This is a genomic window from Staphylospora marina (assembly GCF_003856495.1).
In the GTDB taxonomy this organism is placed as follows: Bacteria; Bacillota; Bacilli; order Thermoactinomycetales; family Thermoactinomycetaceae; genus Staphylospora; species Staphylospora marina.
On the sequence record NZ_CP034118.1, the window covers coordinates 373,133 to 395,586 of the forward strand.

At 57.0% G+C, this 22,454-nt stretch carries 21 protein-coding genes; 12 read left to right on the forward strand and 9 right to left on the reverse strand.

All coding sequences use genetic code 11. The features are described 5' to 3' along the window. Positions 1-30: 30 nt before the first annotated feature. Together EG886_RS02005 and EG886_RS02010 are read right to left on the reverse strand one after the other, a co-directional pair. Positions 31-885, reverse strand: a complete 855-nt coding sequence (locus tag EG886_RS02005) for a DMT family transporter (RefSeq protein WP_124726568.1) — start codon at positions 883-885, stop codon at positions 31-33. Between the two features lie 306 nt (positions 886-1,191). After that, positions 1,192-1,473, reverse strand: coding sequence for a hypothetical protein (locus EG886_RS02010; RefSeq protein WP_124726569.1), 282 nt, complete (start codon positions 1,471-1,473; stop codon positions 1,192-1,194). A gap of 146 nt (positions 1,474-1,619) precedes the next feature. Here EG886_RS02010 and EG886_RS02015 point away from each other — a divergent pair, with 146 nt between their 5' ends. The 4 genes from EG886_RS02015 (at position 1,620) to EG886_RS02030 (ending at position 5,678) form a co-directional block, all read left to right on the forward strand. Then, complete coding sequence (locus EG886_RS02015) at positions 1,620-2,606, forward strand: NAD(P)H-quinone oxidoreductase (protein WP_338134645.1); 987 nt, start codon at positions 1,620-1,622, stop codon at positions 2,604-2,606. A gap of 127 nt (positions 2,607-2,733) precedes the next feature. Then, positions 2,734-3,087 (forward strand): carboxymuconolactone decarboxylase family protein, encoded by a 354-nt coding sequence (locus EG886_RS02020; RefSeq protein WP_124726570.1) that lies wholly within the window; start codon positions 2,734-2,736, stop codon positions 3,085-3,087. Between the two features lie 173 nt (positions 3,088-3,260). Further along, positions 3,261-5,045 carry a M3 family oligoendopeptidase gene (locus EG886_RS02025; protein ID WP_124726571.1) on the forward strand — a complete coding sequence of 595 codons (1,785 nt, stop codon included), beginning with the start codon at positions 3,261-3,263 and terminating at the stop codon, positions 5,043-5,045. A 138-nt stretch (positions 5,046-5,183) separates the two neighbouring features. Further along, positions 5,184-5,678, forward strand: a complete 495-nt coding sequence (locus EG886_RS02030; protein WP_124726572.1) for a CBS domain-containing protein — start codon at positions 5,184-5,186, stop codon at positions 5,676-5,678. Between the two features lie 201 nt (positions 5,679-5,879). Here the strand turns inward: EG886_RS02030 and EG886_RS02035 are convergent, their stop codons facing one another. After that, a complete protein-coding gene (locus EG886_RS02035; protein ID WP_124726573.1) occupies positions 5,880-6,404 on the reverse strand; it encodes a hypothetical protein in 525 nt (174 codons plus the stop codon). Positions 6,405-7,060: 656 nt separating this feature from the next. Here EG886_RS02035 and EG886_RS02040 point away from each other — a divergent pair. Beyond that, positions 7,061-7,891, forward strand: coding sequence for a CPBP family intramembrane glutamic endopeptidase (locus tag EG886_RS02040; RefSeq protein ID WP_124726574.1), 831 nt, complete (start codon positions 7,061-7,063; stop codon positions 7,889-7,891). A gap of 170 nt (positions 7,892-8,061) precedes the next feature. On the opposite strand, the gene EG886_RS02045 is transcribed toward EG886_RS02040, so the two are convergent. Next, positions 8,062-8,871 carry an alpha/beta fold hydrolase gene (locus tag EG886_RS02045; RefSeq protein WP_124726575.1) on the reverse strand — a complete coding sequence of 270 codons (810 nt, stop codon included), beginning with the start codon at positions 8,869-8,871 and terminating at the stop codon, positions 8,062-8,064. Positions 8,872-9,225: 354 nt separating this feature from the next. After that, a complete protein-coding gene (locus EG886_RS02050; RefSeq protein ID WP_124726576.1) occupies positions 9,226-9,606 on the reverse strand; it encodes a hypothetical protein in 381 nt (126 codons plus the stop codon). A 217-nt stretch (positions 9,607-9,823) separates the two neighbouring features. Between EG886_RS02050 and sufC the strand changes: the two genes are divergently transcribed. Genes sufC through sufB form a run of 5 tightly spaced genes read left to right on the forward strand, consistent with a single transcriptional unit; the run spans position 9,824 to position 15,017 of the window. Further along, the gene (gene sufC, locus EG886_RS02055) at positions 9,824-10,612 is read left to right on the forward strand and encodes a Fe-S cluster assembly ATPase SufC (protein WP_124726577.1); all 789 of its coding nucleotides are present in this window, start codon (positions 9,824-9,826) and stop codon (positions 10,610-10,612) included. A gap of 13 nt (positions 10,613-10,625) precedes the next feature. After that, positions 10,626-11,924 carry a Fe-S cluster assembly protein SufD gene (gene sufD, locus EG886_RS02060; RefSeq protein WP_124726578.1) on the forward strand — a complete coding sequence of 433 codons (1,299 nt, stop codon included), beginning with the start codon at positions 10,626-10,628 and terminating at the stop codon, positions 11,922-11,924. Further along, positions 11,921-13,141: a cysteine desulfurase gene (locus EG886_RS02065; RefSeq protein ID WP_124726579.1), complete on the forward strand. Its 1,221-nt coding sequence runs from the start codon at positions 11,921-11,923 to the stop codon at positions 13,139-13,141. Before sufD ends, EG886_RS02065 begins: the two co-directional genes overlap by 4 nt. After that, positions 13,128-13,565 (forward strand): Fe-S cluster assembly sulfur transfer protein SufU, encoded by a 438-nt coding sequence (gene sufU / locus EG886_RS02070; RefSeq protein ID WP_124726580.1) that lies wholly within the window; start codon positions 13,128-13,130, stop codon positions 13,563-13,565. Before EG886_RS02065 ends, sufU begins: the two co-directional genes overlap by 14 nt. Before the next feature lie 24 nt (positions 13,566-13,589). Continuing rightward, positions 13,590-15,017, forward strand: coding sequence for a Fe-S cluster assembly protein SufB (gene sufB / locus EG886_RS02075; RefSeq protein WP_277423835.1), 1,428 nt, complete (start codon positions 13,590-13,592; stop codon positions 15,015-15,017). A 770-nt stretch (positions 15,018-15,787) separates the two neighbouring features. On the opposite strand, the gene EG886_RS02080 is transcribed toward sufB, so the two are convergent. The 3 genes from EG886_RS02080 to dapD all read right to left on the reverse strand — a co-directional run bounded on the left by EG886_RS02080 (position 15,788) and on the right by dapD (position 18,952). Beyond that, a complete protein-coding gene (locus EG886_RS02080; protein ID WP_124728621.1) occupies positions 15,788-16,930 on the reverse strand; it encodes an N-acetyldiaminopimelate deacetylase in 1,143 nt (380 codons plus the stop codon). 25 nt (positions 16,931-16,955) lie between these two features. Next, positions 16,956-18,161 (reverse strand): aspartate aminotransferase family protein, encoded by a 1,206-nt coding sequence (locus EG886_RS02085; RefSeq protein WP_124726581.1) that lies wholly within the window; start codon positions 18,159-18,161, stop codon positions 16,956-16,958. 77 nt (positions 18,162-18,238) lie between these two features. Continuing rightward, positions 18,239-18,952, reverse strand: a complete 714-nt coding sequence (gene dapD, locus EG886_RS02090) for a 2,3,4,5-tetrahydropyridine-2,6-dicarboxylate N-acetyltransferase (protein ID WP_124726582.1) — start codon at positions 18,950-18,952, stop codon at positions 18,239-18,241. Between the two features lie 476 nt (positions 18,953-19,428). Between dapD and EG886_RS02095 the strand changes: the two genes are divergently transcribed. Next, complete coding sequence (locus tag EG886_RS02095) at positions 19,429-19,725, forward strand: hypothetical protein (RefSeq protein ID WP_124726583.1); 297 nt, start codon at positions 19,429-19,431, stop codon at positions 19,723-19,725. A gap of 156 nt (positions 19,726-19,881) precedes the next feature. Here EG886_RS02095 and EG886_RS02100 read toward each other — a convergent pair whose 3' ends face one another. Then, positions 19,882-21,213 (reverse strand): helix-turn-helix domain-containing protein, encoded by a 1,332-nt coding sequence (locus EG886_RS02100; protein ID WP_124726584.1) that lies wholly within the window; start codon positions 21,211-21,213, stop codon positions 19,882-19,884. Between the two features lie 327 nt (positions 21,214-21,540). On the opposite strand from EG886_RS02100, the gene EG886_RS02105 reads away from it, so the two are divergent. After that, entirely contained in the window at positions 21,541-22,401 is an 861-nt protein-coding gene (locus tag EG886_RS02105; protein WP_164491594.1) for a YihY/virulence factor BrkB family protein, read from the forward strand. The last annotated feature ends 53 nt before the right edge of the window (positions 22,402-22,454 follow it).

Here is a 22,454-nt window from a genome sequence, read left to right on the forward strand (position 1 = left end):
GTTTCAAGTCAAACACCTCCTGAACGGGAATCAGCCGGAACGCACCAAGAACATGCCGATGAAAAAGAAAATCAGACAGAACGTTTGCATCCGGGACAGCCGCTCCCGGAACACGGCCATGGACATCACCGCCACCACCAGGCTGTTGGTGGAAAAAATGGGGGCGACGATGCTGGCCGGACCGCTTTCCAGGGCCATCGCGTAGACTTGCATGCCGGCGAATGAAAAGATCCCGGAGGCAAGGCCCCAGACCAGTCCGGTGCGCAAGGAGCCGCGATCGATGCCGGATGCGCGCGTTCGCAGGAATGGCGGAGTGAACCACAGCAGGCCGAACAGATAGCTCACGAACAGGATCGAGGTATTGTCCATGCCCGCTTCTTCGGTGATTTTGAGGCCTCCGTTGCGCAGAAAGAACAGTCCCGCGGCCAGCCATACGAGTGCGTACCAGCGCGGATCGCGAATGCGCAGCTGCTCATCCGGGTCCACGGGCAACAGGGCGGCGGTCGCGGTCAGGAGCAGCACTCCCGTCCATTCCTGCCAGGTCAGCCGCTCGCCGTATGCCAAGACGGACAGAAGCACCGTGAACGCGGTGTGCAGATTGACGATCGGTGACGTCAGGCTGGCGGGACCCGAGTCCAATGCTTTCATGAAGAGCAGATTTCCCCAGGCGGAACCTGCTCCGACGACCAGACCGGCGAGCCAGGTCCATGCGGAGAGGTCGACGCTGTCCTGCCGCATCATCCACAGGGCGAAGCCGGCCGTTCCCGAAGCGTACAGGCCCCACAGCAAGGCGGCGGTTTCCCCTTGTTTGGCCTGACTGGCTTTCATCATGAAACCGGCCAATCCGAAGGTGAGGGAGCTGAGCAGTGCAAGCAACAACCACATGATGTCCAATCCTTCTCTCCGGTGAAAATGAACGGTTTTGATCTCATTCCGTGAGCTCCTCCATCTTACCGTACCCGATGGTGACCGTCCAGTTTCCCTCTGCCTGAAGTGTATGCATCGCCGCTGCAAGTTTTGTCCAATCGGCGATCATGGACATGACCGTGCGGGTGCGTCGTTCCGGTGGAAAACTCCGGACTCATGGATGCATCCATGCCGGGGACGGGTGGGCAAGAAGGGGGCGCCACGGGAGAAAGCAAAACGGAAGCCCCCTCACGGATTCGGAGGGGGCTGTGTGTGGCATGTTGCTCATGAAGCGTTGGCCGCATCGATCTGGTTTTCAAACTCCAGAAGCAGCTCGTCCAGAGTCATTTGATCATCCAGATACAGTTCGACCAGCTCGAGGAAATATGTATGCTTTTCCGCGGGAAGATCCAGCGTTTGAAGCAATTCATGAAACGGATCGAAATCGCGGGAAAGAAGATGAACGCTTCCGCTTTCAAACAGGTTTTCCAGCTGGATGGTCTTCCGGTAAATGTCGTGTACCATGCGAAGAACGATGCCGATCAACTTCTTTTTTTGCGAATCCATGAGTTCTCCCTTCTTGTTACGTCAAGTTTATGATGAATATGAAATGATCATATAATTAATTTTGAAGACTATTATATCAAACTTTTTGTGACCGGCGTGTGAAAAACTTTTACGGATCACCGTGGAATCGAAAGGTGGGGTCGCGGATGATGAAAGCCGTATGGATCGAGCGTCCGGGAAGCGCGGACATGCTGACATTCAAAGAGGTTCCCCGGCCGACATGCGGTCCGGACGAAATCTTGATCCGCGTGGAGGCCGCGGGAATCAACCGGGCGGACCTTCTTCAGCGGGAGGGAAAATACCCGCCTCCTCCGGGAGCCAGTCCGGTGCTCGGTCTGGAAGTGGCCGGAGTGGTGGAATCTCTGGGCGCCAACGTGACAAAGTGGCGGGTGGGCGACCGGGTGATGGCCCTGTTGTCCGGAGGGGGATACGCCCGGTATGCGGCGGTGCACCAGGACCTGGTCATGCCGGTGCCGGACGGAATGTCGCCGGAGCAGGCGGCGGCCATTCCGGAAGCGTTCCTGACCGCCTGGCAATGCCTGTTTTGGATCGGCCGTTTGTCCCGGGGAGAAACCGTGCTCATCCATGCCGGAGCCAGCGGTGTGGGCAGCGCCGCCATCCAGCTGGCGAACAAGGCGGGGGCGGTTCCCGTGGTGACGGCCGGCAGTGACGAAAAACTGGAGTTTTGCCGGAAGCTCGGGGCGAAGGCAGCCGTCAACCGTCGGGAGGATGCATGGGAAGAGAGGGTCCTGGAGGCCACCGGGGGCCGGGGCGTGGATGTGGTTTTGGACTTTGTCGGAGCCCCGTACGTGGAAAAACATCTCAAGCTGCTGGGGAGCGACGGGCGCTGGGTGCTGATCAGCCTGCTCGGAGGAAGCCGGCCGGAGCGGTTCCCTCTGGCTCCTTTGCTGGCCAAACGGATTCAATTGACCGCCACGACGCTTCGTGCCCGGTCGCTGGATTACAGAAGCCGGTTGGTGGCCGATTTTATTGACGGTGCACTTCCCGGATTCAAGGCCGGGGAGCTGAGACCGGTGATCGACTCCGTTTTCCCGTGGGAAGACGTCAGGGATGCCCACCTTCGCATGGAAGCCAACCTCAACATGGGAAAAATCGTGCTGTCCGTGCGTTGAATTCTCTCCGGGCGGCGCGGTTGGGATCAACCCGCGGGATGCCCGTTCGTTCGCAATGACGCATGTTTTGCGCGGGTTGATGCACGCTATATGGGAGAAAATCCCTTGATTGGAGGCGTGCTTCACCATGGAAGGTCAACAGATCCGCGATGCGTTGATGGAGTACAAAACGGGCGTGGGCGAACTGGCCAAGCATTTTCCGGACATTGCGGAAACATACAACCGGTTTACCGATGCCTGCTTCGAGGAAGGGGAACTCTGCCGCAAGACGAAGCATCTCATCGGCGTGGCGCTCGGCGTGCTGACCGGTGATGAATATTGCATTCTTTATCACTGCAAGGGAGCGGTGGACCAGGGAGCCACCGACCGCCAAGTTCTGGAAGCGGCTTGCGTCAGCGCCGCGTTCGGCGGAGGCATGGCCATGAGCCAGATCGTCACGCTGGTTCAGGAGTCGCTCGACGCCTTCCGGACGGCGCATTGAGGGATTTCGGAAAACGAAGAAAGAGGTCGGATTCCGTCGTGGAAAACGGCCTCTTTCTCCGTTTTCGGAACGAGCGCGCATTCAGTTCGGCTTGAAGCGTCTGAAGCGTTCGGATTACAATAATTTCAGAGAAACATGATTTTGCCGAATACCGGTCCAAAGGTGGTTTCAACGTGGCGAAAACCTACTCCGAAACATGGGATCTGGACAGTATTTTCGCAGGGGGAAGCGATTCGGAAGCGTTCCGTGAACATTTGGAACAAGTGGAGGAGCGAATCCGGACGCTTCGGAAGCTTTTGGAACGGCTGGATCCCGAACGGGCGCCGGTCGATGAATGGGCGCTCTGTCTGGAAGAATGGGATGAACTGGAGAAATCGTTCTCGGAGGCGTGGTCCTTTGTCACCTGCCTGGCGGCACAGGACACGGGCGATGAAAAAGCCCGTCTGCTCAGAAGCCGCCTCAGCGGGATCGATGCATCCATCCATTCTTTGCAGACGACCATCGAATTGAAGCTGGCCAAGATTCCGGAGGATCGTTTTCAAGGGCTCATCGAATCCCCGGACGTTCGGCCCGTCGCCTTTGTGTTGGGCGAAATGCGTCAGCGGGCCGGCGAGAAAATGGGGGCCGGGATGGAACATCTGGCATCGGATCTGGCCGTTGACGGATATCACGCTTGGGGGCAGCTGTATTCGCAGGTGATTGCCCGCGTTGCCATCCCGTTCGAACGCAACGGGAAACAGGAAATGCTTTCGGCGGGTCAGGCTCACAATCTGTTGTCGCACGGCGACCCTGCCGTTCGCCGGGAGGTCTTCCGCAAGTGGGAAGCCGCTTGGGAAGAACAGGCGGATTTGTGTGCGGCCATCTTGAATCATTTGGCCGGATTCAGACTCTCCCTGTACGGCGCACGCGGTTGGGATGATGTGCTGCACGAACCGCTCCGTCAGAACCGCATGAAGCGGGAAACCCTGGAGGCCATGTGGGAAGCGGTCCGATCGGGCAAGGACAAGCTGGTGCAATATCTCGAGCGCAAAGCCCGGTTGATCGGCATGGACCGATTGTCATGGTGCGATGTCCACGCACCCCTTTCCAAGGATGAGCGAACGGTTTCCTTCACCGAAGCGGCGCATCGGATTGTGGAGCAATTCGGGAAGTTCAGTCCGGAAATGGCCGATTTTGCCGAACAGGCTTTCCGGAACCGGTGGATCGAGGCGGAAAACCGGCCGGGCAAACGGACGGGAGGCTTCTGCACGTCGTTTCCGCGCAGCCGTCAGACCCGGATTTTCATGACGTTCGCCGGGACGGAAGGCAATGTGGAAACCTTGGCGCATGAACTGGGGCACGCATGGCATCAGCACCTGGTCGGGGATCTGCATTCCTTGAACCAGAATTACGCCATGAACGTGGCGGAGACCGCTTCCACGTTCGCCGAATGGCTGATGGCGGATGCGTCGATGAAACGGGCCCGCACCCGGGAAGAGAAACTGGCCGTTTTGGACCATCGCCTCCAGCGTGCCGTCAGTTTCCTGATGGACATTCACGCAAGGTTCCTGTTTGAGACGCGGTTTTATGCGGAAAGAAAAAATGGACCGGTCGGCAAGGAACGTTTGTCCGAACTGATGACGGAGGCACAAAAGGAAGCGTTTTCAAATGCGCTGAGCGAATACCATCCCCGGTTCTGGGCTTCCAAACTGCACTTCTACAACACACGGGTTCCGTTCTACAATTTCCCCTACACGTTCGGATACCTGTTCAGCACCGGCATTTTCGCGAAAGCCCGGACGGAAGGCGGGGCCTTTGCCGAAAAGGTGAAGGACCTCCTCAGAGACACCGGACGGATGACGGTGGAAGAACTGGCCGACCGGCATTTGGGGGCCGATTTGACCACCACCGCGTTCTGGAAACAGTCGGTGGATCTGATTCTGGCCGACGTGGATGAGTTTTTGAACCTTTCTTCCTGACGCTGCGGGTGGCGAACCCAACCAAGCCGGGAACGGAAGCAAGAGCTGCCCGAGGACCTCTCTCACCCGGGATTCCCGCCGCCGGCCGGGTGGCGGCAATTCTCCCGCGTCAGGCGGGGAAAAAGGGAGTTTTCAGGCATGCAGGATCTGTCAAGAGCGGAGTATCTGTTTTCCAGAAAGATCACCCCGTTCATCATTCCCAAGGAGAACGTGGTCGTGGTGGAGCCGGAGTGGTCGTTGGAGAGAGCCCTTCTGGTTCTGACGCGGAAGGGAACCACTTCGGTGCCGGTCATCAGCAAGGACGGGAAAGTCGAAGGGGTGATCAGCAAGACGGACATTCTGGATTTCATGCTCCAAATCAGCCAGGGAACTGACGAAATCGATTTCTCCCAACTGCGCGAGCATCGGGTCGAGGAAGCCATGAACAAGAGTCACTGCGGGATATTGGCCAATTCGATATTTTCCTTTGCCTTTGAAGTGCTCATCAACCGCACGTACATCCCCATCATCGATCTGAAAGGGAAGTTTGTGGGGATCCTCACGCGAAAAGTGATGATGGAACAAGTGATCGAGTACTTCAAGGAAGAATTCAAGGAAGACGTGATGAAGGCCAATACGGCAGAGATGAAGTGAAAAGACAAAGCTCCCCTCGGCGGCGAATGCCGGGGGGAGCCGGACCGGCGGTTTGCACGTCCCGCATGTGAACGCGTGCATGAACCAAATGTTTTCCGATTGTTTCCAACATGGCGGTTCATGCCGGGAAACCCGCCGCTTTTCCGGGAATGAGCGATCTCCCGGAGAGGAGGCGATTCGTTTGCTCCTGAACATGAGGAATCATGAGTCATCGGACACGTCGAGCAAACCGCGTTCCGAACAAATGCGGGCGAACCGGGTCAATTCATCCCAGAAACGTGCATCTTGGGAACGACCGGTGATTTGGGAGAGCAATTTCAGGTACTGCAGCCAGCCGAACAGGGTGAAGGGCATGAGAGGGAGGTTGAAGTCTTCCCGGAAAGCGGGGAGAATCAGTGGCTTGATCTCATTCCAGACCGCTTCTTTCACGGCGTTTTCCATCAGGGGAGGAAACTTGGAGGCGGCCAGCACCCACAGGCGTTTTTTTCGCCACACTTGAAGAATCCGTTTCTTCAGGAAGCTTTTTGCGTAACGATCCTGATCCCTGGTGTCCAGTTTCACGCTGAAGTGGGAGAACTTTTCGGCAACCGTGCAGGGAGGCTCGGATCGTCGGCCATGCATCCAGGGAATCCTTGCAACGGGCTTGTCCGGCATTCCCGCGGCGGAATCCAGGCTGATCGGAAATATCGAACGCGCCCTTGGAATGACGTACCGGTTCTTTTTCATCAGTGACTCCTCCTGAGATTTGGTGGTGAGCCGAACCGCTTTGTCTGCCGGATTGCAAGTGGGCCGCGGCGACGGATGAAGTTATGAATCTTTGGGAAAATGGATGAAAATCGATGAACGTGCAAAAATTCACTCTATATCTATTTTGCCTGAAAGAGACGCGTGAATCAAGTGAACAATCATTCAGTTTCCCTGAAATTTCGAGATTTTTGAAGAAAGTGTGAAGTCCGGAAGGTTCCGGTGTGTTCCAATTATTTACACGAAAAAGTTTCTTGCTCTCCGTGTTCCAACATCGATATAATCAACTTAGATAACGGTGGAAACCGTTATCAGCTATTCCCCGGGTGCGAGGGCTCTTCTCTCTGCAGGACGAGAGAGAGTCTGCTTCCGACACTGCGATTGATGGATTCGCACTGTCCCATCTCTCTTTGATCGCCATCTTTCTCCCGCCTGGCGTGCGGGAGCTTTTTTTTTGTTTCCGGGATGTGTTCGGCGTCCGGCCATGGGGGAATAAACATGACAACCGACCTGCGGGCGGCCTTGTTTGAAACCAACAATCGGGGCTGTTGGGGACGAATGGAAATTCATTTCATCCCGCGAAACGTGTTCGCACCGGACAGTCATCCCGGTTGAACGGAAATCCGGAGGAACGAAGCGTGAAAAAATTGTTGATCAGTGGCGGGAAACTGCTCCTGTTGGTATGGCTCGTGAGTGCTTTGGAACTGTTGGTGGCCGTTCGGCTTCCCCCCGCCCTTTCCATCCCGGCTCAGATCGCCGTGTGGTTTCTGGTGCCTGCGGGTTTGTACGTCCTGTTTGAACGGAAGAAGGGGTGGACGTACGGCATTCGCCAGCCGGATGGATTCATCCTTTGGATTCGCGGATGGTGGAGCGGGGCGGGAATGATCACGGCCGTGTTTCTGGCGATCTGGATCACCGGCGGCATCCGGGTGACCGGCATGCGGCCGGAAGCGGCGGGGCAAGCGGAGTTTTGGTGGATGATCGGCGTGCTGCTTCTGGCTGCTTTGGGCGAGGAGTGGATGATGCGCGGGTATGTGCAGGGCCTTCTTATGTTTGAATATTCCGCATGGACGGCAAGAACGGTATCTTCCGCCCTGTTTGCGCTGCTTCACGGCCTGAACCCGGCGGTGTGGGACTCTCCGGTTCCGATGATCAATCTCTTTGCCGCGGGCGTACTGTTGGCGCTGCTCAGAGACCTCACCGGCGGCATCTGGGCACCGGCCGGTTTCCATTTCGCGTGGAATCTGCTGCAGGGACAAGTCTATGGATTTCCGGTGTCGGGACAGTTGTTGGCGGATTCGCTGATCCTGATCGAGACCGCCGGCCCTCATTGGCTGAGCGGCGGGATGTTCGGAGCGGAAGGAAGTCTGGTTTGCACGGCGTTGCTGGTTGCCGGCATCCTGGCAGGGGTCCGAAAAGCGAAGGGGCGGGTACGATCCGAAGCAAGGCCCGTTCAGGATCGGGAGTGAGGACCCGGAGAATGTGCTCAAAAATGTTCCGGGCATCTTTGCCGATGGGGATGAAGCGGTGGATCACGGTTGTCCTGCCGATCGTCGGCGGGACTCCTTTTTTTGTGCGAAAAACAAAAAAAGGGTTCCTTGCCTGGAACCCCGGGTGACGGGATGGCCGGACGGTTTGTTCAGCTTTCGATGAATTGCACCAATTGATGATTGAATTCTTCTTTCTCATCATAAAAAGATCCGTGTCCGGAAAATTGAAACGGGACCAACCTGGCATTTCGGATCATCCGTTGTTGGATTTCTCCCAGCTCAAAAGGAACCACTTGGTCATGAATGCCGTGAATGATCAACACCGGCACCCGGATCGCTTCCAGATCGGCAAACAACACTTCCCTGATCCAGGTTTTTGCGACGGCGGCCGTGGCCCATCCCGCCGCCTCCAACCCCAATTGAAAAAACCAGTCGGAAAATGCTTGGGAGGTATGTTGGTAAAAAAAACGATCCCCAAAATCCCGAAGCATCCGGGGTCGGTCCCGGTATGTGTCTCTGATGATCCGGAGGACGGTTTCTTTCTCAAGTCCGTACGGAAAATCCGTTCGTCGGACCAAGCTGGGGGCAGCGGCTGCGACCAACACCAGCTTCGAAACCCCGTAACCCTGATGCCGTCCCATGTACCTGGCCGCAATGGCACCGCCGGTGGAGTGTCCGAGCAATGTAAAATCACGCAACCCCAGCGCCTCCACCACCCCTCTCACATCATCGGCCAACGTATCGTAATCATAGCCGGAAAACGGTTTGTCTGACTTGCCAAAACCCCGGATATCCATGCCGATACAGCGATATCCGTATTTGGGAAGCCGGTTGAACTGGTATTCAAACAGATGATGATTGCCGGGCCAACCGTGCAAAAACAAAATGGCCTTTTGGCATTCGGGCCTTACATCTTCGACATATAGATGGATATGATTTGCCTTCACATAGGAACCCATGGGCTCTCCACCTTCATGAAGATGTCGAGTCATTCTATTCATGAAGGCGGATCCTTATGCCGGAACCAACCGTCTCACCGGGGGCCGGATGGTTTCAGACGGCCTCTTGCATCCGGGAAAAACCGCGGCTCAAACGCCGCATATCCGTCAAACCGCAAAAGACCATCCCGCGAGATGGTCTTTTTTTGTTTGCATCGTCAGCCCTTATTCACTTTCCTGAACATGCTGCGCTTCCGGTTCGGATTATTTCACGGGACCGGCCATCATGTTCACGAGACCCAGCAATACAAGGATCAACACCATTGCGAACATACACCACAAAATGATGCGCATTTTCTTGCTCACGAGGTTCCCTCACTTTTCTCTCTCGTCGGAATGTTCCGGCGGTTGTGCCCCGGGAGCGGAGGCTTCGTCGCCGCGGGCATGTTCCGGATGAACCGGTTCTTCCGCGGGCACATACCAGCCGTCGCCGACGTGCCGGTATTTGTGCCGGTTCTTGCGGTGCAGGGGACAGTAGTCGCATCGTCCGCCGGGCCGGCTTTTGTAACACTCGATGCATCGGATCTTCATCACGGCTCTCCTCATCCCCGGAACTTCCGTCAATGTGGTCATGGCGGCGGAAGCCCATGCCACGCTTCCATTATACAACAGGGGACGGGGGCGGATCTGCGTTTTGTTCCGGATGACGGAACGGTCTTCCGTGCAAACTGGAAGTTGAAGGGATTTGTGCGCCAATGTTTTCCTCACTTGAACAGCCGGGGTGTGTAAAGTAAAATGAAATGAGAATCACATGAGAATCAGTCTAAAAAAGTGATTCTTGGACATGATTTCGCCGGAACGGTCCCACCCGTCGGGGGACCGGATTTTTACGCCCGGCAAGTCATGGCGATTCCGGGGGAAACCCCTGCTCCGGAGAGAAAGCAATACAGCGGAAATACATGGAGGAATGCTCATGTCGACCACACCCAAACTGACGATCAAAGATCTCAGGGTTGAAGTGGATGGGAAGGAGATCCTGAAAGGGGTCAATCTGGAAGTGAAAGGCGGCGAAGTGCACGCCATCATGGGCCCGAACGGCACCGGAAAGAGCACGCTGGCTTCGGCGCTGATGGGGCATCCGCGCTATGAAGTGACCGGCGGCGAGGTGCTTTTGGACGGGGAAAATGTGCTTGAAATGGCCGTGGATGAACGGGCGCGTGCCGGTTTGTTCCTGGCCATGCAATATCCGGCGGAAGTCAGCGGCGTGACCAACTCCGACTTCCTGCGCTCGGCGATCAACGCCAAACGGGGCGAAGGAAACGAAATTTCGCTGATGAAGTTCATCCGCGAGCTGGACAAAAAGATGGCGCTTCTGGAAATGGACGAGAAGTTCGCCACCCGTTATCTGAACGAAGGATTCTCCGGCGGGGAGAAAAAGCGCAACGAAATCCTGCAAATGATGATGCTTCAGCCGCGCATCGCCGTGTTGGACGAGATCGACTCCGGGCTGGACATCGACGCACTCAAAGTGGTGGCCAAAGGCGTCAACTCGATGCTCGGTCCGGACATGGGCGTGCTGGTGATCACGCACTATCAACGTTTGCTCAACTATATCAAACCCGACTTCGTGCATGTGTTCATGCAGGGAAGAATCGTCAAGTCCGGCGGTCCGGAACTGGCAGAGCGCCTGGAAGCGGAGGGTTACGACTGGGTGAAGGAAGAGCTGGGCATCGAAGACGAAACCGTGGGACAGCAGGCTTGAGGGGGTGTGCGCAATGAACGTGGAAACCCCGAACCTGGTTGACAAGCAAGTCGTCGAAGAACGTTCCCGTCAGGCCAATGAACCGAAATGGTTGACCGAAGCCCGGCTGGAGGCGCTCGCCGCCGTTTCGTCCCTTCCGCTTCCGAGACCGGAGAGAACGGATATCCGGCAATGGAACTTCACCGCTTTCGAACCGTTTGCCGCGGAGCCTGCCGTCGGCTCCATCGGGGAGCTGCCGGAAGAGATCCGGGAGTTCCTGTTCGAGGGCGGACAAGGCGTGATCGTGCAAAAGAACGCGTCCGTGATCTACAGCGAACGGTCGGAAGAACTGGCCGCCAAAGGCGTGATTTTCACCGACCTCGTCACGGCCGCCCGCGAGCATGAAGAGTGGGTCAAAACGTTCTTCATGACCGAAGGCGTCAAGCGGGATGAACACAAGCTGACCGCCCTGCACGCGGCACTCACGACCGGGGGACTGTTCGTGCATGTCCCGAAAAACACCGAAGTGACCGGCACGCTGCAAGGACTGTTCTGGCTGAACAACCCGGGGAACGGAATCGTTCCGCACGTGATCGTGTCGGCCGAACCGGGCAGCCGGCTGGATCTGGTGCTGGGCTTTGTGGGCACCGGGGACGCCGGTGTGAACAATGCCGTCATCGAAGTGTTCGTCGGGGAAAACGCCGAAGTCCGGGTGGCGACGGTGAACAACCTCGGCAAGGACACGGTGGATGCCACCTGGCGTCGGTCCGTCGTGAAGAAAGACGGTCGCTTGGAGTGGATCATCGCCGATCTCAGCTCGGGCCGCGTCTTGTCCGACAACACGGTCCGGCTCGTGGAGAAAGGCGGAACCGTCCGCATCAAGGGCGTGACCTTCGGAGCAGGGAGCATGCGGGCCAACGTGACCAATGCGGTGTATCATCACGGCGAACACACCGAAAGCGACATCCACGTGCGTTCCGTGATGAAGGACGAAGCGAGCAGCATCGTCAACAGCATCACGAAGATCGAAAAGGGTGCGCGAAAGTCCGACGGGCAACAGTCCAGCAAGGTGCTGATGCTGAACCCGAAAGCCCGCGGAGATGCCAACCCCATCCTGCTGATCGACGAGAACGACGTGAAAGCGGGACACGCGGCCAGTGTCGGTCGAATCGACCCGATTCAGCTTTACTATCTGATGTCACGCGGCATCCCGCAAGCGGAGGCGGAAAAGCTGATCATCAACGGCTTCCTGGATGCGGTCATTTCCGAAATTCCGTCGGAGGCGCTTCGTGAGCGGATCCACCGCGTGATCGAAAGGAAATTCCGGTCATGAATGAGTTCAAGAACGATTTTCCCATTCTGAACCAGGAAGTGAACGGTCATCCGCTGGTGTATCTTGACAGCGCCGCGACCTCGCAGAAGCCGATTCAAGTGATCGAAGCGGTGGAAGCGTATTACAAAGGATACAATTCCAATGTGCACCGCGGGGTGCATACGTTGGGAACAAGGGCGACCGACGCCTATGAAGGAGCCCGGGAAAAAGTCCGGCGCTTCATCAACGCCCGTTCGGAGAAAGAAATCATCTTCACCCGCGGCACCACCTCGTCCATCAATCTGGTGGCCCGCGGGTATGCCTGGGCCCGGTTGAAACCGGGAGATGAGATCGTCATCACGCCGGCGGAACACCACAGCAACCTGATTCCGTGGCAACAGGCGGCAAAGGCGACGGGAGCCGTTTTGAAATATTTTCCCCTGGAGCCGGACGGCACCCTCGACCTGGAAAAAGTGAAAGAAACGGTCACCCCCAACACGCGGATCGTGGCGATGCACTACGTGTCCAACGTGTTGGGAACGGTGCAACCGATCCGGGAAATCGCCCGCATCGTCCATGAAAACGGCGGCATTCTGGTGGTGGACGGCGCACAGGCCGCCCCGCACATGCGGATCGACGTGCAGGATCTGGACGTGGATTTCCTGGCGTTTTCCGGACACAAAATGTGCGCCCCCACCGGCATCGGTGTCCTGTACGGTCGGCAGGAACTGCTGGAGGTGACCGAACCGGTCGAGTTCGGCGGCGAGATGATCGACACGGTGGAGTTGTACGAATCGACCTGGAAAGAGCTCCCCTGGAAATTCGAAGGGGGAACGCCGATCATCGCCGGAGCGATCGGTTTGGGAGCCGCCATCGACTATCTGGAATCGATCGGGATGGATGTGATCGAAGCACATGATCGCAAGCTGACCGCCTATGCGCTCCGGAAACTGGGCGAAATCGAGGGGGTCACCATTTACGGCCCGAAGGAAAACCGGGTCGGAGCGGTCACCTTCAATCTGGGAGACATCCATCCGCATGACGTGGCCACGGTGCTGGACGCGGAGGGCATCGCGGTTCGCGCCGGTCATCACTGCTGCCAACCGCTCATGAGATGGCTCAACGTGACGGCCACCGCCAGAGCCAGCTTCTACCTGTACAACGATGAATCGGACATCGACCGTCTGGCGGAAGGGCTATTAAAAACGAAGGAGTATTTCGGTCATGTCTTTGGATGATCTGTATCGTCGCGTGATCATGGATCACTACCAACGGCCGCGCAACCGGGGAAGGATCGAAGACGGTGCGGTGACCGTGGATCTGAACAATCCGACCTGCGGTGACCGCATCTCCCTGCAGATGCGTGTGGAAGACGGCGTCATCCGGGACGCGAAGTTTCTCGGGGAAGGTTGCTCCATCTCCCTGGCCTCCGCTTCGATGATGACGGAAGCGGTCAAGGGTCTCACGCCCGAACAGGCCCTGGAGCTGGTCGACCTGTTCTCCCGGATGATGCAAGGTCAGGACATCGATTTCGAGAAGTTTCCGCTGGAAGACATTGAGGCCCTGACGGGCGTTTCGAAGTTTCCGGCTCGGATCAAGTGTGCGACGTTGGCGTGGAAGGCCCTGGAGAAAGGAATCAGGGAGTCCTGTCCGACTTCGTGACAAAAGGAGGAATGGACCTTGGCGGTGAATCCACATGAGATCCCGGATCTGTCCCAATACAAGTACGGATTCCGGGACAAGGACGTCTCCGTCTACCGCTCCAAGAAGGGTCTGTCCCGCGAAGTGGTGGAGGAGATCTCCCGCCTGAAGGGAGAGCCGGAGTGGATGCTCGAATTCCGGCTGAAAGCCCTGGAACAGTTTTTCAAAATGCCGATGCCCTCTTCCCTGAACAGCAAGTGGTTTTCCATCTTGCCCGGCAAGCTGGACGAACTGGACTTCGACGACATCACCTATTACGTGAAGCCGTCGGAGCGCAAGGGACGCACCTGGGAAGAGGTGCCGGAAGAAATCAAGCAAACCTTTGACAAACTGGGCATTCCGGAAGCGGAACAAAAATTCCTGGCCGGCGTCTCCGCCCAGTACGAGTCGGAGGTTGTCTATCACAACATGCAAAAGGAGCTCGAGGAGCAAGGGGTCATCTTCATGGACACCGACACCGCTCTCCGCGAGTATCCGGAACTCTTCAAGGAGTACTTCGGCACGGTGGTTCCGCCGTCGGACAACAAGTTCGCCGCGCTGAACAGTGCCGTGTGGAGCGGCGGAAGCTTCATCTACGTGCCGAAAGGCGTCAAATGCGAGGTGCCCCTGCAGGCGTACTTCCGCATCAACTCCGAAAACATGGGTCAGTTTGAACGGACGCTGATCATCGTCGATGAAGGCGCGTTCGTCCACTACGTGGAAGGCTGCACCGCGCCGATCTACTCCACCGATTCGCTGCACAGCGCCGTCGTGGAGATCATCGTGAAGGAAAATGCCCGCTGCCGTTACACCACCATCCAGAACTGGGCGCCCAACATCTACAACCTGGTGACCAAGCGGGCCGTCGCCCATGCCGGGGGCCACATGGAGTGGGTGGACGGCAACATCGGTTCCAAGCTGACCATGAAATACCCGGCCGTCATCATGAAAGGCGAAGGCGCCAAGGCGGACATTCTGTCCATCGCCGTCGCCGGCAAGAACCAGCATCAGGACGCCGGGGCCAAAGTGGTGGCACTCGCACCGAACTGCACGGCCACCATCATTTCCAAGTCGATTTCCAAACACGGCGGCAAGGTCACCTATCGCGGACTGACCAGCTTCGGTCGCAACGCGGAAGGTTCCAAGGCCAACGTGAAGTGCGACACGCTGATCCTGGACGATCAGTCCACGTCCGACACCATTCCGTACAACGAGGTCAAGTGCGACAACATCACGCTGGAGCACGAGGCCACCGTGTCCAAGGTCAGCGAAGATCAGCTCTTCTATCTGATGAGCCGCGGATTGTCCGAAGCCGAAGCCACCCAGATGATCATCATGGGCTTCATCGAGCCGTTCACCAAGGAACTGCCGATGGAATACGCGGTGGAAATGAACCGTCTGATCAAGCTCGAAATGGAAGGCTCGATCGGCTGAAGAAAAGCCTCTCCTCCTTTTACGGGACGGAGAGGCTTTTTGATCGTTCGGAACAATCCGGGAAGCGCGAACGCAAGATTGCATCGCATCCGGATTTGAGGTACGCTTTGGGCAACCGACGGATGGAAGGAGTCTGTGGCATGAACCGTGTGGGCGGAAACTTCTGGTTGATTCTGCTCGGTCTTCTGATCGTGATTTTTCTCGTCTTCTCGGCCGTCAAAGCGTTTGGATGAGAGCAGGAAGAGAGTCGCCCGAATCCCCAAAAAAGAGATCGAAAAAGTGGACCCGTTCAACATCGAATTCATGGAGCAAGTGGACGCCGCCCTGCAAATCGCCAATGCGACCACGGAACTCATCGGATGGGAAAAGTGAGCACATCGCTGAAGATGTGGTTCGGCTGAGTCCGTTTTGAACGCTTCGATCGTCGTCATGGCTTCCATGGCGCAGGAAACCTTCGGAAGTGCGTCAATCTCTTATGAAACGGTCGAAGGTGTTCACTCCCACAGACACCATTCGGCCCGATGGTTTCAGTGTTCAGGATTCAGTGTCCAGTGCTCAGTGCTCTTCTTTCTCAGTGCTCAGGGTTCGATGAAACCCTGCTCCGACTTTCCCGGGCTCGCGGAGGGTCCGGGGCGGTTTCGCAGCCGTGAAGGTTTGAGGTGCAGGCTGCCATGGAAGCCAAACCGAAAGACACCCTTTTTTCCGTTCACGCCTTGTCGGCATGGGGAAAATAGGGTGTCTTTTTTGCTGACGGGATTTGTGGGATCCGGTCAGGCCTCCGCCGGTTGGTCCGCCAGACGGGAAAACCAGCGAATCATCAAGTCGATGGCGATGCCGATGGCACGCTCGTCCGGATTGATTTTCGGATGGTGCAGACCGTACGGGGTGGCAACGCCCAGCCAAAACATGAATCCGGGAATGTCTTTCAAAAAGTAGCCGAAGTCTTCTCCGGTCATCGCTTCCCGGCATTCCACGAGGCTGATGCCCGGCACGTCGGCCGCCCAATCCATGAAGCGGCGGGTGATTTCCGGATGGTTGTACACCTCGCAGTACATGCATCCCCAATCGACGGAGGCTTTGCAATCAAATCCCGCTTCGATGCCCTGCACCAATTGAAGGATGCGCTTCTTGATCTTGTCCATCGATTCCATGGACAGGGTGCGGATGGTGCCGTCCAATTTGGCGTGTTCGGCGATGATGTTTTGCCGGGTGCCGGCGTGAAGTTCCCCGATGGTGATGACGGCCGCGTCGAGCGGATCGATGTTGCGGGAAACGATGGTCTGCAGCTGCAAGACCAGCTGGGAGGCGGCGACCACCATGTCATTGGCCAAATGGGGCCGGGCCGCGTGACCGGCCGTTCCCTCCAGTTCGATGAACAGTTCGGAGGTGTTGGCGAACAGGATGCCGGGCCGTGTGGCAATGGTTCCCACCGGATATTCAGGGGCGATGTGCAGGGCGAAAATCAGATCGGGCTTCCAGGCCTTGAATTCTTCGCTTTGCATCATCGGTTCCGCTCCGCCGGGACCTTCTTCGGCCGGTTGGAAAATGAACAGAAGATCGTCCTGAATCGGATGATGGACAAAATGAGTCAGGATGCCCAAGGCAATCGCCATGTGAAGGTCATGGCCGCAGGCGTGCATGAAACCTTCATGTTCGGAGCGGAACGGCAAAGCCGTTTCTTCCGGAATCGGCAGGCCGTCCATGTCGGTCCGCCAGGCGATGCGCCGCCGGGGAGCCGTGCCGGGAACCAGTGCCAGAATGCCGGTTTGCCAGGTGCGGATCTGCACGCGGTCTTCGGGGAGCGTGGCCAGGTACTCCAGAATCATCGCCTGTGTTTTGAATTCCTTGAATCCCGGCTCCGGAATGCGGTGAAATTTCCGGCGGAGTTCCACAAAAGTGTCCGGGGTGGCCATGGTCATGAGGGGTTCCCTCCTTTCGTCACAGGAATCGTTCGCGAACGTGCCGTTCCAGCGTTTGGACGAACAGGCCGATTTCTTCCGAAGTCAGGGTGAGCGGCGGGAGTAGGCGGATCACGGTTCCGGCCGTCATGTTCACCAACATGCCGTCGTCCATCAGGGCCCGGTGCAGTTCAAGGATCTGCTCTTTGGACAGACGGGTCCGGATGCCGATCATCATGCCCCGTCCGTCCATGTGGGAAAAAACTTCGGGCAGACGCTGCTGAAGGGCGTGAAGCTCCCGCCACAGTTCATCGGCGCGACGTTTTCCCTCTTCCAGCCATCCGTCTTGAAGGAGAGCGTCCAATACGGCATTGCCGAGGGCGCTGCTGAGCGGAGACGGGGAAAACGTGGTGCCGTGGTCTCCCGGTTTGAAGGCATCCATCGCTTTTTCGCCGGCGATCACCCCGCCGAGAGGAAGGCCTCCGCCGATGCCTTTGGCGAACAGGATCAAGTCCGGCTTCAGTCCGAAGTGCTGGAAAGCGAACAGGGTGCCGGTCCGGCCGATGCCCGTCTGGATTTCATCCATGCAGAAAAGAGCTCCGTCCCGGGCGCACAGTTCGGCGGCGGTGGTGAGGAATTCTTCCGTCAGGGAGACCACGCCGCCCGCCCCCAGAATGGGTTCGGCCAGAAATGCGGCGGGACGACGGGTGTCGAACCATTCCCGGAGTTGATCCGTGTCGTTCACTTCCACTTCGTACACGGGAAAATCGGGCTGCGGGAAGTCCTGGTACACGTCCGGCTGGCGGGTCAGGCGCATGGCGCCGAGGGTCCGGCCGTGAAAACTGTTTTTCACCACCACGATCCCTTCCCGGCCGTTTCGTTCGCGGGCCGCCCATTTGTGAATCAGTTTGACGGCGGCTTCGGTGGCTTCCGCCCCCGAACCGGCAAAATACACTTTTCCGGTGCCCAGTGTCAGCTTGACCAATCGCTCCGCGAGGCGGATGGCGGGCGGATTCAAAAACAGGTTGGAGATGTGCAGGAACTTTTTCCCCTGCTCCTCCAGGGCTTGCAGGATGCGGGGATGGCCGTGGCCGAGCACGTTGACGGCCAGTCCCGTGAACAGATCCAAATACCGTTTCCCGTTGACGTCAAAGAGATAGTTGCCTTCCGCCCGTTCAACCGCAATCGGCCAGCGGTTTACCGTGCGCATGATAAAGGCCTGGTCAAGGCTCATCCAGTCGGTCATGTGCGGGAATCTCCTTCGGGCAAAATGTTGCAAAAAAGGCCCCGAAGGGCCGAGTTGCGAGTGCGTCCACCGGACGCTCAGTCGAGGTCGCGCAGAGCCGCAATGATTTCCGTTTTGGAACGCGTCTTGTCATCGATTTCCTTGATGATGCGGGCCGGAGTTCCGGCGACGACCACGTTCGGCGGCACGTCTTTGGTGACCACGGCACCGGCGGCAACCACCGATCCTTTGCCGACGCGCACACCTTCCAGGATGACGGCGTTGGCACCGACGGTCACGTCGTCTTCAATGATCACCGGGGTGGCGGACGGCGGTTCGATCACACCCGCGATCACCGCGCCTGCACCGATGTGGCAGTTTTTCCCGATGGTGCCCCGGCCGCCGATCACGGCGTTCATGTCGACCATGGTGCCTTCGCCGATCACGGCTCCGATGTTGATGACGGCTCCCATCATGATCACGGCATTGTCACCGATTTCCACCTGATCGCGAATGATGGCGCCCGGTTCGATCCGCGCCCGCAGATGTTTCGTGTCGAGGAGCGGAATGGCGGAGTTGCGGCGATCGTGCTCCACCACCATGTCATCGATCTTGTCCTTGTTGGCTTCCAGAACCGGCTGGATGTGCTTCCAGTCGCCGAAAACGACTCCCACACCGCCGGAGATGAACGATTTCACTTCCGGGCCGAAGTCGATGCCTTCCAGCTGCCCCTTCAGGTGAACTTTCACCGGGGTCTTCTTTTCACTCTTTTGGATGAACTCAATGATTTCGTAGGCGTTCATTTCCTTCATCGCGTTGGCATCCTTTCCAGCGGGGATTGGACATGAGTCACTCAACCCAAAGTATAGCACAAACAAAAGATCCCCCAAAAGCGGAAGAGGGTGGGAGGACGCGTGTCTGAAGGCATGGAAAATATTAATAAATTTTGTTAAATTGATTTACAAGAATCATCTCTCATCATGTTGCGATATGCCGATCGAGGAGGAATGCCATGAAGTTCAAAACGGTTCCGGTTCCTGATCAACCAAAAGAACAGCCGGAAACGGAGAAGGTGCGAAACAATTGGATCCATCTGTTTTGGATACCATTGTTGGTGGGATTGATCGTATTGGTTGCGGAGAAGTTTGTTGTGGATCCAATGACCCAGCCGTCTTCCGATAACCAGGAAACTTCCCGTGTGCATGGGGAACCGTCTGCCGGCTCTGGAAACGTGTCAAATGAAGGATCCTTGCAGCGAACCACTCATTTCCAGTCGGGTCATTTCAATATGGAAGGGCCCTATGAGCCGACCAAGGCGTACCTCAGCGCGGAACCGGGGGACAAGATCCGGGTATGTGCGACGGGGTTTGATCACATCGGCTCACCGGCCGACCGGACATTGACCTTTACCTTGCTCAACAAAACGAAAACCCTTCAACCGGAAGCCAAAACAACGATTGACAACAACGAATGGACGGATTGCCACACATGGACCATTGAGGAAAAAGGGTATTATCAGGTGTTGTTCAAGAGGCCGGACGATCCTTCCGTCGTCATTGTCAAATTCACCATGAAGCGGGAATGAAAATGGAGACGCACCATGAGCGGAAGGGTTGAGACGGGATGACTCAACGATTCCGTCCGGAGTGATGTCGAATCGGCGGGAAGCCGGTGCCGTTTCCTGCGGGTGCTGTCGGAATGCAACGACAGGGAACGGCACCGGTGTTTTTATGAGCGCGGATCACCAACACTCATCGAAGATTCTTTCCTCGCATGATTGGAAATCTTTTTTGGAATTATACATATTCCTCATGCATTCCTGAAACTTTTGCTCGTCTCTCCCGTCATAACAACGGGCCAGGCGGAGCCAGAGCCGGAATTGCCGGTCTGTGAAGCGGTGTTTGACGGCCACGTCCAACGCTTTTCGATAGGTGCTTTGTGCCTCGTCCGGGCGACCCGTTTGCAGGTAAAGGTCGCCGAGGAGGGTCAGCGAGTGGCAGAGAGGGGCGGGTTCCTGGAACCGTTCGGCATATTTGACGGCGGTTTTCACCGTTTTGCAAGCTTCGTCGGTCTTGTCGGTCGTCATGTACAGTTGGCCGAGGCGGGTGTAAGCCGTCACCAGCCGCCGGTCATCCGGGAACAAGCCCTCCATGCGCAAGGCCATGCGGAAGGAGGTTTCGGCCAGGTCGTACTCTTTTTTCAGCGCATACACGCTGCCCAGGACGGTCCAAAGATCGCACAGGCTGCCATGGGCCCGGTTTCTTCCGGCGATGTCAATGCCCTTCATCGCGGTTTCCGCCGCTTCGTCCAGAAGACCGGAAAGGCGGGAAAATTCAGCCTTCAACCAATGAAAGCACAGCAGGGTTTCGAGATCATCCGGTTCTCCCGGTCGGTCCATGATTTCCTGCACCAACCTGAGGCCTTCCGCCACGCGTCCGAGGCGCAGGAGATAGACACCCTTGTTTCTGTGGAGTAAACTTTTGATGTGTTTGTTGTCACCTTGCGGGGAATACGACTTGATCCCGCTGTTCGTGTATTCCAGAGCCTGTTCCAGGTCGTTTTGCCGGGAACGGACCACGCCCAACAGGAGGTATGCGGCCGCTTCCATGTTGGACTCCTTGCCGTGTCCCTGCTGGACGATGCGCAGGACGTTGAACAGGGTGCGTTCCGCCTGCTTCCATTTGCGCTTTTCCATCAAGCATTCCGCTTTCACGTACAAAACCTGGGCGGCGAGCGGATGGTGGTCATCCAGGCTGAATTCTTCCAGACGCCGCAGCGCTTCTTCCACATGGCCGGTCTTCAGGAGCGTGGAGACCGCCAGCAGTTCCAGCCTCATTTTCTTGAGTTCTTCCTGTTCCCGGTACAGCATTTCGGGAAGCTTGTGGATCGGCAGGTTGAGTTTTTCCAGCAAGTATGTAATCTTTTCCGGACTGACATGGGTGACTCCTCGCTCGATGTTGCTCACCGTGGCGGGTGAAATGTTTTCGTCGGCCAGGTCTTCCAGGCGGAGCCCCCGCTCTTTCCGTACTTTTCGGATGACTTCACCCATTTCGTGCAAGGCGAGTTGCCGCATGTGCCGATCACCTCTTGTTGCACTGATTCTTTATTATATTACAACGTTTTAAAAAAATTTGGAATGTGTATTTTCAGGGGCCGGATCAGCGGATCCATGGTTGTCCTGCAGCCATCCAAGGTGCATGCGGAAGCCGACGTCAAGACGAAAAGCCCGGTTCCGTGACCGGGTCGGGCGGGACATAGGATGTGCATAACGAAGCCGAAGGAGGACCGGAGGCATTCGTGCATCATCAGGATTGTTTGAAATTTGTACGAAGCAACGGACGGGAGGGCAATAACAATAACAGGAAGAACTTATATTCTTGCCAAACCGGAGGAACCCATGTTGGTATCGTCTTTTTTCAGGGAATTGAAAGTACGTCTGTGGGAATATCGCGTGCTGGATCTGTCCGCACAACTTGCCTATTATTTTCTGCTCTCTTTTTTCCCGTTTCTGCTGCTCGCCGTGACCATGCTGGCTTACTTGCCCGTTTCCAGCCTGGAAGTGCTGTCGGCGATTGAGCCGTACACACCGCCGGAAGCATACGAATTTTTGCGTGACAGCCTGACGGAGGTGTTGGATGAGCGGAGGGGCGGCGTCTTGTCGTTCTCGCTGGTGGTGACGGTCTGGCTGGCCCTGAACGCGTTTCATTCGGTCATCCGGATTCTGGACGGCGCGTACGGGGTCAAAACGGACAGGCCGTTCTGGAAAGAAGCCATGCTGGGATTTTTTCTGATGGTGGGTCTGCTCGTCGGCCTGGCCGTCACACTGGCTTTGTCCGTGTTCGGGAAAATGGTGGGAGAGCATGTGTTCAGGTGGTTCGGCGTCAGCGCCTGGTTTTACGGAGCGGCGTGGCCGTGGATCCGGTGGGTGCTCAGCAGCTTCACGCTGCTGATGGTGTTTTTGGTGCTGTACACCTTGGCTCCCAACACCCGGGTGACCGTCCGGCAGGCGCTGCCGGGCTCCCTGTTCGCGACGTTCGGCTGGCAGGTCAGCTCGTGGGGATTTTCCTACTATGTGACGAAGATCACGGACTATTCGTTCGTGTACGGGAACCTGGGGACGATCATCATCCTGGTGATCTGGTTTTATCTCACGGCCCTGGTGCTCATTCTCGGGGGGCTCATCAATGCTTCGCTTTGCAAGGTCCGGGAAAAGAAACCGCCGGCCACTTCGAAGGAAAGCCAAGGCCGGTCCCGGGTCTGACGACGGATTGTTTCAGGCGTGAATGTGCGTGTTGTTCATGATCCGTTCTGAAA

Coding starts and splice junctions, on each gene's coding strand:
- sufU (WP_124726580.1), top strand. CDS start 13,128: ATGTCTTTGGATGATCTGTATCGTCGCGTGATCATGGATCACTACCAA.
- EG886_RS02065 (WP_124726579.1), top strand. CDS start 11,921: ATGAATGAGTTCAAGAACGATTTTCCCATTCTGAACCAGGAAGTGAAC.
- sufC (WP_124726577.1), top strand. CDS start 9,824: ATGTCGACCACACCCAAACTGACGATCAAAGATCTCAGGGTTGAAGTG.
- EG886_RS02045 (WP_124726575.1), bottom strand. CDS start 8,871: ATGGGTTCCTATGTGAAGGCAAATCATATCCATCTATATGTCGAAGAT.
- EG886_RS02085 (WP_124726581.1), bottom strand. CDS start 18,161: ATGACCGACTGGATGAGCCTTGACCAGGCCTTTATCATGCGCACGGTA.
- EG886_RS02100 (WP_124726584.1), bottom strand. CDS start 21,213: ATGCGGCAACTCGCCTTGCACGAAATGGGTGAAGTCATCCGAAAAGTA.
- EG886_RS02030 (WP_124726572.1), top strand. CDS start 5,184: ATGCAGGATCTGTCAAGAGCGGAGTATCTGTTTTCCAGAAAGATCACC.
- EG886_RS02095 (WP_124726583.1), top strand. CDS start 19,429: ATGGAAGGGCCCTATGAGCCGACCAAGGCGTACCTCAGCGCGGAACCG.
- sufD (WP_124726578.1), top strand. CDS start 10,626: ATGAACGTGGAAACCCCGAACCTGGTTGACAAGCAAGTCGTCGAAGAA.
- dapD (WP_124726582.1), bottom strand. CDS start 18,952: ATGAAGGAAATGAACGCCTACGAAATCATTGAGTTCATCCAAAAGAGT.
- EG886_RS02005 (WP_124726568.1), bottom strand. CDS start 885: ATGTGGTTGTTGCTTGCACTGCTCAGCTCCCTCACCTTCGGATTGGCC.
- EG886_RS02035 (WP_124726573.1), bottom strand. CDS start 6,404: ATGAAAAAGAACCGGTACGTCATTCCAAGGGCGCGTTCGATATTTCCG.
- EG886_RS02015 (WP_338134645.1), top strand. CDS start 1,620: ATGATGAAAGCCGTATGGATCGAGCGTCCGGGAAGCGCGGACATGCTG.
- EG886_RS02080 (WP_124728621.1), bottom strand. CDS start 16,930: ATGGCCACCCCGGACACTTTTGTGGAACTCCGCCGGAAATTTCACCGC.
- EG886_RS02020 (WP_124726570.1), top strand. CDS start 2,734: ATGGAAGGTCAACAGATCCGCGATGCGTTGATGGAGTACAAAACGGGC.
- EG886_RS02010 (WP_124726569.1), bottom strand. CDS start 1,473: ATGGATTCGCAAAAAAAGAAGTTGATCGGCATCGTTCTTCGCATGGTA.